At 38.5% G+C, this 17,398-nt stretch carries 16 protein-coding genes and 4 pseudogenes; 12 read left to right on the top strand and 8 right to left on the bottom strand.

All coding sequences use genetic code 11. The features are described from left to right. Positions 1-169 precede the first annotated feature (169 nt). The 4 genes and pseudogenes from AOT13_RS13245 to AOT13_RS13230 form a co-directional block, all read left to right on the top strand. Positions 170-736, top strand: coding sequence for an LOG family protein (locus AOT13_RS13245; protein ID WP_013400795.1), 567 nt, complete (start codon positions 170-172; stop codon positions 734-736). A gap of 615 nt (positions 737-1,351) precedes the next feature. Further along, the gene (locus AOT13_RS13240) at positions 1,352-2,299 is read left to right on the top strand and encodes a helix-turn-helix transcriptional regulator (protein ID WP_003250355.1); all 948 of its coding nucleotides are present in this window, start codon (positions 1,352-1,354) and stop codon (positions 2,297-2,299) included. Between the two features lie 288 nt (positions 2,300-2,587). Next, entirely contained in the window at positions 2,588-3,385 is a 798-nt protein-coding gene (modA, locus tag AOT13_RS13235) for a molybdate ABC transporter substrate-binding protein (RefSeq protein WP_013400798.1), read from the top strand. A gap of 638 nt (positions 3,386-4,023) precedes the next feature. Further along, a pseudogene (locus AOT13_RS13230) lies at positions 4,024-4,903 on the top strand (IS256 family transposase); the annotation flags it as partial. A 266-nt stretch (positions 4,904-5,169) separates the two neighbouring features. Here AOT13_RS13230 and AOT13_RS13225 read toward each other — a convergent pair. From AOT13_RS13225 to AOT13_RS13205, 5 genes and pseudogenes are all read right to left on the bottom strand, one after another. Next, positions 5,170-5,424, bottom strand: a complete 255-nt coding sequence (locus AOT13_RS13225) for a hypothetical protein (protein ID WP_003250361.1) — start codon at positions 5,422-5,424, stop codon at positions 5,170-5,172. A 12-nt stretch (positions 5,425-5,436) separates the two neighbouring features. Next, the gene (locus AOT13_RS20825; RefSeq protein WP_080695394.1) at positions 5,437-5,832 is read right to left on the bottom strand and encodes a hypothetical protein; all 396 of its coding nucleotides are present in this window, start codon (positions 5,830-5,832) and stop codon (positions 5,437-5,439) included. Positions 5,833-6,264: 432 nt separating this feature from the next. Then, on the bottom strand, positions 6,265-7,092 hold the full coding sequence (locus tag AOT13_RS13215; RefSeq protein WP_042386071.1) for a C40 family peptidase: 828 nt from the start codon (positions 7,090-7,092) through the stop codon (positions 6,265-6,267). Positions 7,093-7,345: 253 nt separating this feature from the next. After that, positions 7,346-7,758: pseudogene (locus AOT13_RS13210) on the bottom strand (dehydroquinate synthase/iron-containing alcohol dehydrogenase family protein); the annotation flags it as partial. 429 nt (positions 7,759-8,187) lie between these two features. Beyond that, a pseudogene (locus AOT13_RS13205) lies at positions 8,188-8,619 on the bottom strand (IS110 family transposase); the annotation flags it as partial. A 117-nt stretch (positions 8,620-8,736) separates the two neighbouring features. Here AOT13_RS13205 and AOT13_RS13200 point away from each other — a divergent pair. The 8 genes from AOT13_RS13200 to AOT13_RS13165 all read left to right on the top strand — a co-directional run bounded on the left by AOT13_RS13200 (position 8,737) and on the right by AOT13_RS13165 (position 13,421). After that, positions 8,737-9,078 carry a PadR family transcriptional regulator gene (locus tag AOT13_RS13200; protein WP_042386061.1) on the top strand — a complete coding sequence of 114 codons (342 nt, stop codon included), beginning with the start codon at positions 8,737-8,739 and terminating at the stop codon, positions 9,076-9,078. Between the two features lie 74 nt (positions 9,079-9,152). Then, a complete protein-coding gene (locus AOT13_RS13195) occupies positions 9,153-9,371 on the top strand; it encodes a permease prefix domain 1-containing protein (protein WP_042386059.1) in 219 nt (72 codons plus the stop codon). A gap of 79 nt (positions 9,372-9,450) precedes the next feature. After that, a complete protein-coding gene (locus tag AOT13_RS13190) occupies positions 9,451-9,855 on the top strand; it encodes a hypothetical protein (RefSeq protein ID WP_042386057.1) in 405 nt (134 codons plus the stop codon). 109 nt (positions 9,856-9,964) lie between these two features. Beyond that, positions 9,965-10,234, top strand: coding sequence for a GntR family transcriptional regulator (locus AOT13_RS13185; protein ID WP_232511529.1), 270 nt, complete (start codon positions 9,965-9,967; stop codon positions 10,232-10,234). A 226-nt stretch (positions 10,235-10,460) separates the two neighbouring features. Then, a complete protein-coding gene (locus tag AOT13_RS13180; protein WP_042386054.1) occupies positions 10,461-11,243 on the top strand; it encodes an ABC transporter permease in 783 nt (260 codons plus the stop codon). A 3-nt stretch (positions 11,244-11,246) separates the two neighbouring features. Then, positions 11,247-11,480, top strand: coding sequence for a hypothetical protein (locus tag AOT13_RS13175; protein WP_042386052.1), 234 nt, complete (start codon positions 11,247-11,249; stop codon positions 11,478-11,480). 11 nt (positions 11,481-11,491) lie between these two features. Continuing rightward, positions 11,492-12,763 carry a hypothetical protein gene (locus AOT13_RS13170; RefSeq protein WP_042386049.1) on the top strand — a complete coding sequence of 424 codons (1,272 nt, stop codon included), beginning with the start codon at positions 11,492-11,494 and terminating at the stop codon, positions 12,761-12,763. A gap of 16 nt (positions 12,764-12,779) precedes the next feature. Further along, positions 12,780-13,421: an ABC transporter ATP-binding protein gene (locus AOT13_RS13165; protein WP_042386047.1), complete on the top strand. Its 642-nt coding sequence runs from the start codon at positions 12,780-12,782 to the stop codon at positions 13,419-13,421. Between the two features lie 61 nt (positions 13,422-13,482). On the opposite strand, the gene AOT13_RS13160 is transcribed toward AOT13_RS13165, so the two are convergent. The 3 genes and pseudogenes from AOT13_RS13160 to AOT13_RS13150 all read right to left on the bottom strand — a co-directional run bounded on the left by AOT13_RS13160 (position 13,483) and on the right by AOT13_RS13150 (position 17,390). After that, entirely contained in the window at positions 13,483-13,866 is a 384-nt protein-coding gene (locus AOT13_RS13160) for a hypothetical protein (RefSeq protein ID WP_042386046.1), read from the bottom strand. Between the two features lie 180 nt (positions 13,867-14,046). Beyond that, positions 14,047-14,823: pseudogene (locus tag AOT13_RS13155) on the bottom strand (IS110 family transposase); the annotation flags it as partial. A 527-nt stretch (positions 14,824-15,350) separates the two neighbouring features. Continuing rightward, on the bottom strand, positions 15,351-17,390 hold the full coding sequence (locus AOT13_RS13150) for a molybdopterin-containing oxidoreductase family protein (protein WP_013876894.1): 2,040 nt from the start codon (positions 17,388-17,390) through the stop codon (positions 15,351-15,353). Positions 17,391-17,398: the final 8 nt, after the last annotated feature.

Below are 17,398 nucleotides of genomic sequence, written 5' to 3'. Positions count from 1 at the left end.
AAAGCAAGCCGGGAAGCTCTTGTTTGACAGGTTCGCAAAACTAATCATTGACTTTTTGAAATGAAAGCTCTAATTTCCATAAAGTCTTGACTTACTCTCCAATACCGCTTAATATGTAGAGTGTTCCTGTAAGTAATTGGAATAATAATCAGCGGGGAAGGGGAGAAAGATGAAATCCATTTGTGTATTTTGTGGTTCAAACTATGGGAACGACATGGAGTATAGGCAAGCAGCCAGAGAGCTTGGAAAGTTCCTTGCCAGTAAAAAAATATCCCTGATTTACGGAGGAGGGAAGGCGGGGTTAATGGGGGAAATCGCCAATGCCGTCTTAAGCCATAAAGGCCGTGTTATTGGGATCATCCCCAAGTTTTTAAAAGACAAGGAACTGGCACATGACAATATCAGTGAACTCTTTATTGTAGATACAATGCATACACGCAAAGCGAAAATGTATGAGTTAGCCGATGGATTTATTGTCATGCCAGGAGGCTATGGCACGTATGAAGAACTTTTTGAAGTGCTGTCTTGGTTGCAAATAGGTATACATAATAAACCAATTGGTCTACTTAATGTCAACGGCTTTTTCGATCCTCTCATAAAAATGTTAGAACATACTGTCGATAAAGGTTTTGCCAAGCCTGAAAATCTAAAATTAGTTATAAGTGCTGACAATGTGGTTACTCTTTATCAATTGATGGAGAATTTTAAACCTAAGGTTGTAAATAAATGGACATGATGCCTCAACTTTAAAAATCAAGTACATCTTGTGGTGATGAACATTTGGCGCTTCGCCACAAAATGTACTTGGCCGCATGTTTTTATGATAAGACAGTATAGAAAATGCGGATTTCCTGTATGGTAAAGGTGCCTCAACCGTTGAAAAAAATTCACATTGCAGGTAAAATTCTGTCGTTTTATAAAATCTGCACCAACAAAAAGAGATTTTCTTGGTTGGTGCTGCATATAAACTTCGTTAAGAATATTGCAAATAAAGTGCATTTGGCACGCTGCCATGTTGAAATGTGGACAAGCCAGCCGTGCTGATCCAAGTCAAAGTCTACTCCTGAAATCTCCGATGTTTCTCATCCGTCCAAAAAACTTGCTCCGGATGAATGCTGATTCACTGTTTCCGGTTTTGCAGGCGAGAATTGTTCGTTTTTGGTTCGAGTTTTCCATTTCAATGATTGTAAGCTTTGAAGCAGCAATATACAAATGTTGGGCTCAATGAGCCAAATAAAACATGATATAATAAGATGAAATCGAAACTGTTTCATACAAAGATATCTTCATATCGAATTATCGAAATATAATTACTTATAATGAATTTTGCTAAATAAAAGGAGCAAGTAGTATGGAAAAAAGCCATTCTTATACAACCGAGGAAGTTGCAAACATATTAAAAGTTTCAAAATTAACCGTATATGATTTAGTAAAAAAAGGTTTATTGCCTGCTTATCGTGTCGGACGGCAAATGCGAATTGATCCTTCCGATCTTGAAGCATATATAAAAAGGGCAAAAGGAAAGTTACAGCCAACCGCCTCACAACCATTAAATAAAGAAACAACGAGTGAAGCACGAGGGTATCCGCAAGTGAGACAATTAATCATAAGCGGCCAAGATATAAGTTTAGATATTTTGGCTAACTACTTAGAAAAATCCTCAAAACGGTTTCGGCCGCTGCGCTCTTATGTCGGAAGCTTAGAAAGTCTCATTTCGATGTATCAGGGATATTCAGATATTGTAAGCACGCATTTAATCGAAGGAATTTCCGGTGAATATAACGTTCCGTATATCAGTAAGATACTAGTGAATTTCCAATATATCGTGATTCGTTTATTAGCAAGAAAAGCAGGCTTTTATGTCCAAAAAGGAAATCCATTGAATATTAAGCATTGGGAAGATTTAAGGAGAAAAGATATAAAAATCGTCAACCGCGAAAAAGGGTCAGGGGCGCGGGTGTTACTGGATGAAAGTTTGCGAAAGCATCGCATACCTGTATCTGAAATTAATGGTTATGACCATGAGGTGACAAATCATGTAAGTGTCGCAAGTGTTGTTGCCAAGGGGGAGGCTGATGTCGGAGTAGGAATTGAAAGAGGCGCTAACTTAGTAAAAAATGTGGATTTCATTCCGTTAGTGAACGAAAAGTATGATTTGGTTATTTTAAAGAACGATGAGAATAGAGAATTAATTAGCCAAGTCCTGCAAATTTTAAGGTCTGATGACTTTAAAAGCGATTTGGAAGCATTAGGCGGTTATGATTTATCACAAACTGGACAAGTGGTTTATGAAACATGAAGTTATGAAACAAATTCACTAAAAGCCAGAGGTTTCTTGTGAAATCTCTGGCTTTTGTTTTTTTTGCTGATATATAAAGCAGGATTATAAAAAAACGAAATGATCTTGAGAATACCGGACGGATGCAATAATCTGATTTTTCTATCTGATAATATTAAAATATTAATAGTTCTATATAATAATAAATAATTATATCTAATGTTGTTTAATTATATATTGTATAAAATAGTTATAAATAATTATAATAAGTTTATGCTAATGATATACAAGAAAGGAAGGGACAGAAGTATGAAGCATTCTATTCGCATCATTATGAGTGTGCTTTTGTGTGCTTCACTCCTCTTTATTTTCGCTTGCACGAATCAAGCGGGAAAACAGGAATCGAAAAAGACAGTAACATTAACCATTTCAGCAGCAGCCAGTTTACAAGATGCTTTGACGGAAATTCAGAAAAAGTATGAAAAAGAGCATAAAAATATAAAATTAGCATTTAACTTTGGAAGCTCCGGCGCATTACAACAGCAAATCGAACAAGGAGCGCCGGCAGATCTGTTTTTTTCGGCTGCTGAAAATAAGTTTCGTCCTCTTGTTGACAAAGGATTGATTAATAAGAAAGAGAGCAAGAACTTGTTAGGAAATGAAATCGTTCTTATTGTTCCAAAAGACAAGGCAGACACCATAAAAGGATTTCCGTCTTTGGCAAACAGCAACGTAAAGCAGTTGGCAATAGGGAATCCTGAAACTACTCCAGCAGGTCAGTACGGAAAACAAACCTTGGCCAAACTAAATCTTTGGACAAAAGTAAAAGGGAAAATTGTGTACACAAAGGACGTGCGTCAAGTATTATCGTATGTGGAAACAAATTCCGTTGATGCAGGAATTGTATTCAAAACCGATGCACAAGTATCCGATAAAGTAAAAATTGTCGACACAGCATCCGCTAATATGCATGATCCCATTATTTACCCAGTTGGCATCATCAAGAATACGAAGCATAAAACAGAAGCTACAGATTTCTACCAATATCTGCAGACAAAAGACTCTCTGCAAATCTTTGCGAAATACGGATTTAAGATTTTGAAATAAGCGATGTAGCACAAGAATGTTGGAGTTTGGCATGCTCCTTGCAGGAAATTGGACGTGGACGGATACACTGGTGATGCAGGATAAAGAGAAGGGGAATATCCATTGATGACCGTCTTATAGATATTTTAGCCGCTGGCGAGGAAGGGAGTTATATTGGAGTTAAAGCTCTATAAAGGTCCGGCTACGGCTATTGACCAGATTGCCCGATACAATTGGGTTGAGCAGATTTGCGGAGTAATAGCGTCTAAAACAGATGATTGCCGCTTCCATCATCTTGAGTAATCAACTTAACTTCGCAATATGTACAGCAAATATATGGATAAAGTTGACGCAAAAGATCGATTCAGCGACCTTTTGCGTCACTTTATTCATCCGGATGATGAGAGATTGTCAATTTATGGAGAGATTCTCTAATTCCTGAAGATTTTCGTTCTAATGTCTTCTGGTGAGGGAATGGATAATAAAGGAATTTCCTTTGCAACCGCATTTTGTATTCCCCAGTAACGTTCTCTAGCTTTTTCTAAAGTTAAGTCCATATAAATTGTGTAAAAAGGGAAATAGAAAAAGAGCCATGTTGCTTCCCCTTTGGTAGAATAAATAGTGGACCAAAAACATCAAACATAAGGAGGAATGCAACCATGGCTCAATATCATATTACCGTAAATAATTTGCACGGATTATTCACCAGAGATGAGGGATTAGCGAAGCTGCTGGAACAAGTCCTCAATCCAATCCTCGAAGCGCAAGTAGAAGAACAACTGGGGGCACGTCGTGATGAACGGACGGAAGAACGGAAAAGGCTATCGAAACGGTTCGTATCCACGCCAGCTGACAACCCGGGTGGGACGGTTGACCTTGCGCGTTCCACGGACCAGAGATGGGGAGTTCTCCACCGAACTGTTTCAACGATATCAACGAAGCGAACAAGCTCTGGTACTGGCATTAATGGAAATGGTGGTGAACGGGGTGTCTATCTGAAAAATCACCCAAATCACGGAGGAGTTGTGTGGGACTTCGTTTTCCAAGTCGACGGTCTTCTCGCTATGCAAAGGGCTAGATCCGATGATCCAAGACTGGAATCACCGTTCCCTTCATGAACACGTGTACCCGTTTGTGCTGGTGGATGCCATTTATACGAAAGTCCGGGAGAATGGACGAGTGCGCTCCAGAGCCGTGTTGATCGCCACGGGAGTGAATGAGGAAGGCTATCGGGAAATTCTTGGCCTGCAAATTGGAAACAGCGAATCAGAGTTCAGCTGGAGCAAATTTTTCGGATGGCTGAAAGACCGGGGACTCTGGGGAGTGGACTTGATCATCTCGGATCAGCACGGCGGGCTGGTGCAAGCCATTGAAAAACATTTTCAAGGAGCGACATGGCAGCGATGCCAAACGCACTTTATCTGCAACATCCTCGATGCCGCACCAAAGTATATGCAGGATGCCTTGCTGGAGGAGATTCGAGGGATTCTTCATGCCCCAAACAAGCAGACAGCCCGGCTGTTATTGGAACAAGTGCTGGCCAAGAGGAAATTTATTCGAGCCTGGAAAAATGATTCCCCTCTCAGCTAATGCAGAGGGGCAAGACAACGATTTAAATGAAAAATTCAACTCAAAACAGTAGAAACATGCAACCATAAAAAATGTTGATAATCAGCCAAAAGAATGTCATTTAGTTAGCAACCAAAACAGTGTTTACTCTTTTTAGGATAAACACTGTTTTGGCGCATGATCAGCTTCAAACTCTAAGTAGTGTAAGAAGGCACAGTGCTGATAAACAGCAAATTCTATAACTGAACATGAATGTTTAACAGTTGCCGTTTAATGTCCCACCCTTTTGGTTTCATATCCGGATTGAACCATTTCGCTCCTTCTTCAATCCATTTTTTGCGGTATTCCTCAAATGAAAGTCCTTCGCTATCATCATCAAATCCAAATTCAAACCCGCAGCAATCACATATTTCATAAGAAGGATTACCATCTTGGTCATAAGGCATTTCTTCTAACCCGTCGTAACCACAAACCGGACATATATGTTTCATTTTGCTCATCTCCTATTGCTTGTTAAAATACTTAATCCCTTCTTTAGGTTTGAAATAAGTCCTTATCACACCATCTTTTGTAACAACCGCAAACTCATTGGTCGATTTATTATAGAACAAGATATCTCCGTTTGAACGAGTTTTGGTTAAGATGTCCCCGCCTGGTTTTGAGTTAATGAGTTTTCTTGCCCCTTCTAAGTATTCGTCCATTGTGATATTGCCGAATTCTTTTTGTTTAACTACATGTTTGATATAGTGGCTTCTTAGAAGTTTTTCGGAAGCAAAATTGGCATTTTTAAAATCGCCGATACCCTTATTAACATTTTCATCATGTATTTTAGAACTGCAACCAACAGCAAGTATGAATACGGATAACAAGAGCAATAATCGCAAAAGTGTTTTTTTCATCTTTGTTCCAACCCCTTGGATAAATTTTTAAGAAAGGAATATAAATTTTCACCATTTTTTGTTATGTTAGGGGAGGAAAACGGTTACCTGTATGTCCCTTTGCTTTTATAAACAACGGCCAGATCAAAAACATTTTCCAGGCAAATTCTATCATATTTTAGCGGAAACAAGAAGTGAAAATCAAGCTGCCGCCATTTTTTATTTTAGGTTTTGATAACATCTCATATCTGTTATTAGTAGAAAGTAAAAATTTCTTATATCCCCCGTATAGTTAACATATCGTATTAAGCAGATGGAATTTTAAGGCCCTTAAACAAAAATCCCCGCTTGGCATTCGCCGGTAGCGGGGGATTCAATATGCCAAACTTTTCTGCGGCTTGGAAGGTGAGTAAGAAAAAGCAATGTTCGTTTACACCATTGCTTTTTCATTGATTAATTGATGACACGCACTGCTTTTACTAAGCGTTCTTTCCAATAAGAAGAACCAATCGATGCATAAGAGACGCCTTTGGAAGTTGAAACATTTAGCATTTGGCCGTTGCCCGCATAAATTCCGACATGATTGATCGCTCCATCGAAGTCTGTATCAAAGAAGACGAGATCTCCTTTCTGAAGCTGATTGAAAGAGACCGGTGTGCCAACTTGTGATTGTGCCGCTGAACTGCGAGGTAAAGAAATTCCAACCTCACTAAATACCCGCATCGTAAAGGATGAGCAATCAAATGCATCTGTGCGGGATGGGCTAGCACCGTATAAATATTTAGCACCTAAATATTTTTCGCCAATTTGAATGACGCGATCAGCCAAAGAAGAATTCGCAGCTTGTGTGCTGTTTTCGGAAGAAGTGGCAGATACCGCGGAAACCGAAGACGCCGTTTGCTTTTGCACAGAAGCTGTAACCGATCCAGGCACATAAATGGTTTGGCCGGCCTTAATAAAGTTTGGGTTGGAAATCTCAGGATTCATCTTTAATAATGCATCAACAGTCGTATTAAATTGTTTTGCGATTTTGCTTAAGGTATCACCAGGATTCACTGTATATGTATCTTTTTTTTCGTCAACTTTTAATATTTGTCCAGGAAAAATAAGATCAGAAGTTAAATGATTCATTTGTTTTAAAGTTTCTACAGTAGTGTTGTATTTTTTCGATATTCCCCAAAGTGTATCGCCTTTTTGGACGGTATAACTGCTAGCGAAAGCAGTTTGGTCTGCTAATAAAGAACTTATAATGGTACCTGTCAGAATAAATGATTTTTTCATGCTGCGCTCCCCCCAGGTGTATTTGGATAATTCTTTCTATTGACACAAACATTATATTTAAAAAAAATATAGATAATCTATAACAAGAAGATAAAAAATAGTTACAAGTATATTACTATATTACAGTTACATTACAGATTAAAAGTTTTGTTAACATAACTTTTTTGATTTTAGCCAAGAAGACACCCATTACTAAACGGAGAACGCCAGACATGGAAGAAAAGATGTTTTCGTTTTTAAGTCCTTGTACGATTCAAGCGCTGTATGCTTCTTGGAGAATGTGAAGATAATCTTCGGCTGTCACGGTCCGGACATTGCTTGGAGTGGATCCGTTTTGCATAGCCAATTCAACGATTTTTGCAAAGTCTTCTTTACGCACACCAGGCAAGTCTTTTAGTTTTGGAATGTCCAAGCTGTGAGTAAACGTTTCAATACCTTGAATTAATTGTTCGACTGCTTTTTCATCTGAATCAGATTCTGCGGCAAATTTCATATATCGTGCCAATTGGATTTCAATACAAACGGTAAAAAGACGGCATTTGCGACACCATGCGGCGTATCGTAGAGCCCGCCTAGAGCCTCTGCTAAACAATGGACAGCCGCTACGTCTGCAGATCCGAAGCATAATCCTGCAAGCAAACTGCCTAGCAGCATGTTGTATCGGGCCCATTTCAATGCGCGGCGGACAAAAATAATGAAAATTGTTCATAAGCATCCTCCCTCTATAAATGTTGATATATCAACGGTTGTAGCCGTTTCAGGGGTGTCAAAAAAAGATTTTTCGACAAAGTTCCTAACATTATTTCTCAAATATGTGTATATCTTACATTAACTGGGTACGCTTCGCGGTCACTACTGGTTAAATTTAGTTGTAGTGAGGGAAGCGTATGGGATGCACCGTGGATCTCTGCATCGCTGATGATGACGAACCCTCCCATGTCTCTGGGCATCCTTGTGCCTGCATTCCTTCGTTCGGTCTAGCCATCAGGCAGAGGCCAGCGAAGCTCCTTTAGGGACTCAAGGTCGAATGGATGGTATCATGCCAGCTTCTCCGTGTCATCCTTATTGTCTAGGAAATCACAAGGCATGCAGGCATCAAGCCGCCGTTTCAAGACCAAAGATGTCCTGCATCATTCGCTTCGCATCGAACGCTTGGTGCTTCGTACACACCGCGTGCAGTACCTTCAGTAATTTCCCACATAACACCACAATCGATTGCTTCTTGCGCAACGGATTATCGGGCCGTGTCGTGTAATAGTCGTGCAGCTGCCGAAACGCTTCGTTGTGGCGGATCATCGGCATCATCACGCGGAAGAGGAGGGCGCGCAGCCGCCTTCTTCCACGCTTCGAGATCCGTTTTTGCCCTTTGTGTTGGCCGGAGGAATGTTCCCGCAGTGTCAGGCCCGCAAGTTTCAATAATTGGCGCGGATCCTGAGAGTGGGAAAAACTCCCGATTTCCGATAACAGTTCCACGATAGTCGCATCCCCTAAGCCCGGAACGGTTTTTAACCATTCGTATTCCACCGATTAAAGTAAATATTAGGAATTATCTAAAAAGTATATTGCATTATCAGGTATTTTTTTATAAAATATACCTAAAATTACATTTTTAGGTTGTAAACTTCGTTGTAAGGAGGGGTATGATTGGAAGTTGATAAAGAATTACTGAAGGGGCATATTGATACGCTTATACTATCCCTCCTAAACAAAGGTAATATGTATGGATATGAAATTGCTAAGATGATTCGTATTAAAAGTAATGGAGCGTTTGAATTGAAGGAAGCGACCCTTTATCTTTCTTTAAAAAGATTGGAAAAACGAAAGTGGATCATTTCTTATTGGAGCGATGAGCAGGGGGCGGGGGCACGTAGGAAGTATTATCGAATGACTGATGAGGGACGTAACTATTTCAAACTAAAGGTCGAAGAATGGAATTTTTTAAAAAAATGGATCGATGCCTTTTTAGATGTAAGTAAAGGAGGATAAAAATGGAATAAGTTGATGAATATGTTGAAAAATTATACAAACGGGCAGATCCAAAACATCCAAGAACAAGAGAATTGAAAGAAGAAACTCGTATACATCTCAATGAATCTATAAAAGAATTAATGATGGATGGTTATACAGAAAATGATGCATTTAGAATTGCAGTAGAACGTTTTGGCGGATCTGAGCAGGCAGAAAAATTAATTGCGTTGATGCAAATTCGTCAGAGAACATTTGCAAATTGGTTACTAGCAATAGGAGTTTCAAGTATATTAATAGCTAGTTTTATATAGTGCTTTTATTATACTTAGGGAATGTTCATGATGCTCATTTTGCCGAAATAGGATATGAGGTTGGAGAAAATTTTCATTAATGAACTCAGAGGGGATAGAATTTCTGTTTGTTGAAGAATCCTTTGTTCTTAGAACTTCTTTATACAATGCTGAATTGAGGAAATCGAATCCTCAGAAACCTGACTTTACTTTTGAAGACAATAAGCGGTGGATACCTGCTTTATTCAAAAGAGAGTTGTACTACGGAACAGATCAATATTTTGTTTCGTTAGAAGTAGTGGATGTTCGTACAATTGGTTTTTTCCTATTCGCTATTGGTTCTACAATTTACTATGTTTTGTTTACCGTCTGGGGCTTAATTCAATTGTATCATGCGAATCGATTAAAATTAATTTGGGTACTAGGTTTAGTAGTGTTGAATGTTGTAGGTTATGTATTATTTTTGCTGAAAAGCAAGAGGGATATCTCTAAAATACCTAGGTAGGGAGAGAATATGGATATTATTTTTAATAATAGAGACCCTTTATATATTTCAGATTGTTCGATATTTCATAAATCAGATAGTAAATGGCAACCTTGCTCCAGGGGAAAGGTTGCCATCTAGAAGAAAACTTGCCTCTATGATGAGGGTAAACATTAATACTGTCCAAAGAGCTCTTAGCGAATTAGAACGGCAAAAACTAATTGTCACCGAAAGTGGTAAACCCAGTTATATACAAAGTAATACATCACGAATTAGTGAATTTCGTACAAGTTTGATTAATGATTCATTGGATACTTTTCTTGATAAAATTAGACCGTTAAATGTTGGTTACGATGAACTGGTTACTATTATTAGAGAAAAATATAATGACCAAAGTTAAGAGGTCAGATCTATTTATTGATGGGTCGTGCAAAATCGTTAGAGTTTCGATTATTTTGAAGAATGTTCAACGCTTTGATATTTGTTGTTCAATTTCTTCATCTGAAGGATAAGGAATTAGAAATGGATTTTTGTCTGTCATGTTAACGTTACACCCCTTTCATGTGAATTAATAAATTATTTTTTTTATTTAACAATCGGCAAAAGACTTATAAGAGGTGAAATAGATGCTACGTAATCAGTTATTAGTTGAACTGAAAAGAGCGTGTACAGTAAAAAATTTATTAATGTGGATAGCTATTATTATTCTTTTACCAACTATAAGGTTTTGTATGATAAGTGAAGGGTACCAGTTTTATAAACCAGTTGAAGTGTTTCAAGAGATGGTATCAGCGATTATTCCGTTACTTTTTCCTGCTCTTGCTATTATCATTTACTTGCCTTCCTTTTTACAAGAACAAAGAAATAAATTTATTACTTATACTCGTACTAGAATTCCATTGAATACTTATCTACTCAGCAAAGGACTAATGAACGCTTTTTTGACGGGATTCGTTATATTTTTGTTAATTTTCCTTCCGTTTGTTTTCATAGTGTATTTGGAACCAAATTTAGGAATCATTCTTTATACTCCTATAGATGAGAATGCACATATACCTACCGTAACTTTTTCACAGCTCTTATCGTATGGAGATTTAACATATGGATTGATTTATTCCTTGTGGGTTTCTATAAATGGAGTAGTTTATTCTACTATTGCCTTTATGTTATTGCTCAACTTAAACAATCCTTTTGTGGCTTTATCGATTCCGTTTCTTTTTTATCATATTTTCAACTTCGTAACGGGTGTACTCGATGTACCAATGTTTTCGCCACTGAGCACTATTTTTCCATTCAATATTGAAGAACAACCTTTATGGACTGTACTGGTGCCGTTTTCATTTCTACTAATCGTTTTAATAGGGATCTTTGTATTCTCTATGCGAAACCAAAAAGAATGGATGATATAACGTATGAAACAAAGAATTTTTCGTATGAAAGAATATCTTGAAGATGTAATTAGTATTAAATGGCTAGCGATAGGAGTTATTTTTTACTTTTATGGTGTTATGCTGAAAAAAGAAATTGTTAAGGCTGCTTACGAAAAGAAAGTATATTTTAATAATTGGGATATTACTTTACGTTTACTCAATGATATGTACCTTATTGTTTATTTCATTATTCCTATGGTGCTATTTTTTCGATAAAATCCATTTTTATGGATTTTGATTACCAAATTTTAATTCGTTTAGGATCATTCAAAAAATGGGTGTACAATTCTCTTAAGCACTTTTGGATGAGAATTGTCCCTTTATTGTTCTTATGGGTGTTTGTATCCCTGTTTATGATGATAGGGTTTCCTTATTCATGGGATTGGAGTCAGCTTAGTGGGACCAAGCATTTAACTAATACTCTTTATGAGCTAGTAAAGTTCTTTGAAACACCAATATCTGCATTCGCAGCTCAGTTGATTTTATTAATGTTAACATTTTCGTTGTTACATATAGTTTTAGCGATTGTATATGTATTAACCAAAAGTAAATATTTCATGCTTTTAATTAGTGTAATTGTTTTTCTTGGAAGCATTATAGGATTTAAGTTATTACCTAGGGAAGTTGCTTTTCTGTCTCCAACAACTTTTTTTTCAATTGCCAAAGGAGTTAATACTTTTAATTCCCCAATCTTAAGCTATATTGTTATCCTTGTACTTGGTATACTTAGTGTCTTATTTTTACAAGTTTTGGATCTAAATAAAAAAGTGTATGTTCAATCAATAAAGTCATATATACCCATTGGAATTTATTTTTTTCTATGTGTAATAGGTATAAGTTCAACAGCTAACTCATTAATAAAATCTGCTGATGTAACCATTTGGGATGTTTGGGTAATGTCTTTTATTGGTGTTAGCGCTGAACGTTTCGCGTATATTCCTTTTTTCTTTTATTTAATTGTATTCTTTGGATTCATTTATTTGGTTCAATTGCTCTTTCTAAGTAATGAGATTGAACAGCTAGGTTACTATAAAATTATTCGTTTTAGGAGTTTAAACAAATGGTTTTGGAGTTGGATGCAGAGATTATTAATAGCAGTAGCTTTATTTCTATTCACATTGATGGGGCTTTCTCTAGTGATAGCTGTTTGTTTTGGGATGAATACCAGTTTTTATGTGACAATACTTTCGAATCCGTTATATGAAGTTATTTATCACTTCTTTATCAACGGTTTCTTACAGATTGTTTTTTATATAATTGCTGTTTTTATTGTTTCTTGGGTAAGCAAAGAGTCGATACATGGTGTGCTTTTAGTGAGCGTGTTCATGATTCTAATGCTCCCGGGTGTTAATGTGGCAGGTATAATACCAGTGGGACTGAATGGTATTGTTTACTTAGCAGATTATTCACCGTATTACCTAACATTAATTCTAATTGTAATGAACGCTATTGCATTTTCTGTAGTTAATTACCTGTTTAAACGGAGTTTAAAAATATAATAGGTGGGGTGAAAGTATGTCTATTATTTCACTAAAAAACGTAAGTAAAGCGTATAAGGGGTTAACTCTTTTTGACGGTGTTGACTTAAATGTGGAAAAAGGGAAAATATACGGTATTGTAGGACCAAATGGTTCTGGTAAATCTGTTTTGTTTAAGATGATATGTGGATTTGTATTCCCAGATGAAGGGACAATTATTGTTGAAGGGGTAGAGATAGGAAAGGGCAAAAGATTCCCAGATAATTTTGGTATTATTATAGATCGTCCAGGTTATATTGCGAATAAAACTGGGTTTCAAAATTTAAAAGAACTAGCACTGATCAGAGGGAAAATTAGTGATGAAAAGATTTTTGAAACAATGGAAATGGTTGGGTTACAACCACATGCCAAACAAAAAGTTAAGCATTATTCTTTAGGTATGAAGCAGAAATTAGCTATTGCTCAAGCAATTATGGAAGATCAACAAGTGCTTATACTAGATGAACCATTCAATGCTTTGGATGCAGAAAGTGTAGATAGGATTCGAAATCTATTATTATCTTTCAAGAATGAGGGGCGTACAATTTTACTTACAAGTCATAATCAGGAAGATATTAACATTCTTTGTGATCATGTGTTCCGTATCAATAAACATAAATTAGAACCTGTTGAACTGTAATGATGGAAAAAGTCAAAAACGCTGATGTTCAGTGAACATCAGCGTTTTCAGAAAATTTCTATTAATTACTTCTCCATGTTCCTGATACTTGAACATCTACTGGTGTTGTAATATCGTTGCTGAATTCAACTCGTGCACTTAATCCGCTTGGAACAGAGTTTGGTAGCTTACGATAATCACTATCAGTAATACTTCTGACCCAAGAACCCGTACCGGAACTTGCCTGCATTCTTGCATCAACAGTGTATGAACCGCCGACTACAGACGAATTCAATTCGCCATATGTCCCCGAAGAAGCTTTTGTTTGGTAACCTGTGTACCCACTTCCGTTAAATTTTCCAACAGTTGTGTTGTAGCTGGACCAACTAGTACCCGCTTGTACTGCTCCACCAAATGCCATCAAACCTACAGCTAGACCTAGAACTGCGAACTTTTTCTTCTTCATCTTAAACCACCATCCCTCTATAAATGTTGATATATCAACGGTTGTAGCCATTTCAGGGGTGTTAAAAAAATATTTTTCGACAAAGTTCCTAACATTATTTCTTAAATATGTGTATATCTTACATTGACTGGGTACGCTTCGCGGTCACTACTGGTTAAATTTAGTTGTAGTGAGGGAAGCGACAAGTGTGGCGATTTCGATACGGGCTATCTGTTGTCCTTCCGTTACGCCAATGGAGTGTTGGGCCCGTTCTATGAGCTTCTTCGCTTTCGGCCTTTGCGGCGATTGTAATCCCTCGCTTTGCCGGTAAAGGGCGAGAACCTCTTCTAGCTCTTTTCCTGCTAGATCACTCGAAAATGGCGTATATTCCAGTACCGCGAGCGCCATTTTCCCAAACGACGGAAAGACTTGCGTAAACTCTGGAAGATACCGATCGAGCCAGCGAATCATCTGATTTCGAACTGCTCCCTGTTCTTCCACCAATTTGGAGCGAAATGTCGCTCTAACGCGCAGCTCCGCCTCCATCCCTTTGAGAATGCGCGGATAGCTGAATCGGCCGTCTTTTACTAACCGGGCAATGACGAGCGCATCTTTCGCATCATGCTTGGTTGGAAGGTTATCGTCCAGCTCTTTGGATCGCTTCACGTGCATCGGATTTGTCATGACGAGAGGGATGCCTTTCTCATCAAGAAAATAGGCGAGATTCAGCCAATAATGTCCCGTTAGCTCGATGCCAACGATCACCTCGGTTTTTCCAAATTCCTTCATGGCTTCCACGATGCACTGGTACAACCATTCCAATCCTTCTTTCGATTGCAGAACGGGAAACGGCTTTTTTAACACCCTCCCTCGCTCATCCACAAAGCAGGCATAATGCTTCTTTTTCGCGATATCCATGCCAACGACGAGCGTTTGATCGGTGACTTGATTTATCTTTTTGTTTGAGATAGAATGCATGTATAGTCCTCCTTGGTATCCAAATTAGGGGGCGATTCATCCGATTGACACCCCCGAATCATACCAAGAGGGCTTTTTTTATTCAAGTCCAAAAACTTCTAACAGGAATGCTCCTTAAGCAATAAGAATAAAATTATGAATATTTTTATTTTAATTCATCTGTCATACAAAGCAAATAAATCGTGTTATCGGGAAAATCACAAATTTTAAGTTGTCTATTTTAATGCATAAATGCATGGCATACCTCTTAAAATAAAAGACAGGACGATAAGCACTGTCCTGTCGAGGATCCTTGGTATTGAAACGGGTTAAAGAAAACTGTACTAAAGATTTGTTTTAATACAACTTGACACTTTGTGTAGAATCATGACCGCAGAGGTTCCATGTCAAGGAACGTTGCATATGAGTTAATATTCAATCAACTGCATACTCTTATTTGGTTGTAAAAAACAGGAATTCAATAACGAAATATACAAGTGAATAAACGAAAGAAATGGTATCCATCAACATTTCTGCAGAAATTCATCCTAAAGTTTCTCCACATCTACGCGGCCAGAAAAGAAAGTGGCTCCGCCGCCCATATCGGCTATTCGGTCTGGGGTAAGGGAGTTTACCAGATGTTTCGCGCCTGGGGAATCTGCCCAGAGCCCCTGCGTGACAACGACACCAGGGAGTACATTTTCTCCGACAGAAACTTTCAAAATACATTCTCCGCGATGGTTCCACACCCGGACTTGATCACCATCCTGAATCCCTTTTGATAGAGCATCTTGAATATTCATATGCAAGCAAGGCTCTTTTTCAAGAGAAACATGTTTTTCATTGTTTGAAAAGGTGGTATTTAAGAAATGGTGGTTGGGACCGGGCACAAACAAAAACGGAAAGTCGCCATCATTAACAAGCGGCGTAAAGGTTGGCAAAGGAGGGTAGCCATCTTGTTCCATTTTCTTTGAATAAAGCTCAATTTTTCCGCTAGGAGTTAGCAGTTTTCCTGGCAGCAACGGTTTTACATGTGCTTTTATATACTGCTTTTCCGCCAATGTTTCGTAATCGATTCCTTTCAGGCAAGGATTGTTTGGATTATCCAAGGCTTGCGAAATCATTTCTTTTTCTGTTTCATATAAACACGGATCTTCAAAGCCCATTTTTTCCGCAAGCAATTGGAACACTTCGACATTTGACTTGGACTCTCCATATCGCTCAATCACTGGTAGCTGAATTTGGACATAGTGGTGCCAGTATGATGTATAAAGATCCGTATTTTCGAATGAAGAGGTGGCGGGAAGTACAATATCCGCATATTTTGCGGTTTCGGTTAAAAATAAGTCATGCACGATGACAAAGAGATCTTCTCGTGCCAATCCTTTTCTTACTTTATTGCTATCCGGCGCAACCACTGCAGGGTTTGTGCCGTACACGAATAAGGATTTGATCGGCGGGTCTAATTCCAATAATGCCTGGCCGAGCAGATTCATATTTATGACTCGTGTATGTTTATTTTGCAATAAATCCGGGCGTTGCAAGCTCATTTTATTAAGGGCCAAATACCCGCTATTTGACTTGATGGCTCCGCCGCCTTTAACAAGCCATTGTCCGGTCAGGGCAGGAAGGCAAGCAATGGTCCGGATACACATGCCCCCATTGTCGTGATGCTGAAGACCGTTGCCGATTCGAATAAAGGAAGGAGTGGTTTGCCCATACAATCTGGCGAGTTTATAAATGTCTTCAACGGGAACACCTGTAATTCCGGAAACAGTGACAGGATCATACTGGACAACGTGCTCACGCAGCTCTTCATGTCCGACTGTATATTTCGCCAAAAAATCATTGTCTACCATGTTTTCGGCAAACAAAATGTGCATCATGCCTAAAGCGAGAGCGGCATCGGTGCCCGGCAAGATTGGAATGAACCAATCGGCGAATTGGCCGGTTTGATTTTTATGAACATCAATACAAATGATTTTTGCGCCATTTTTCCGGGCTTTTTGGGCAAGGATAATTTGATGCATGTTGGTGCTAACAGCATTGATTCCCCAGAAGATGATTAATTTTGCATGAACCGTATCTTCCGGGTCTATCCCAAAGCCGCCTCCCATTGTGTATTTAAGCCCTTCCGCCCCAGCTGACGAACAAATGGTCCGGTCAAGCAAGGAAGCGCCCAACCGGTGGAAAAACCGCCGGTCCATTCCTTCGGCGCTGAGTCTTCCCATATTGCCATAAAAGCTATACGGAAGAATGCTTTCAGGCCCTTCTGTTTCGATCAGCTCTTTCCATTTATCAGTAATTATCTCGATTGCTTCGTCCCAGCTTATCCGCACAAATTTTCCTTCACCTTTAGCACCCGTACGTTTCATTGGATATTTCAAGCGCTTTGGGTCATAAATCCGCTCAGTCATATTCCGCACTTTATTGCATATATTTCCTTTTGTCACAGGATGATCCGGATCTCCTTGTATTTTTACAATTTTTCCGTTTCGCTTGTGTACCAATAACCCGCATTGATCAGGACAATCCAGAGGACAAACGGATGGAAATATACCTGTTGGCTCGTGCACAAATGAGTACATATTTTTCT

The sequence above is a fragment of the Parageobacillus thermoglucosidasius genome (genome assembly GCF_001295365.1).
GTDB classification, from domain to species: Bacteria; Bacillota; Bacilli; order Bacillales; family Anoxybacillaceae; genus Parageobacillus; species Parageobacillus thermoglucosidasius.
This window is presented reverse-complemented; position numbering and strand designations above follow the sequence as displayed.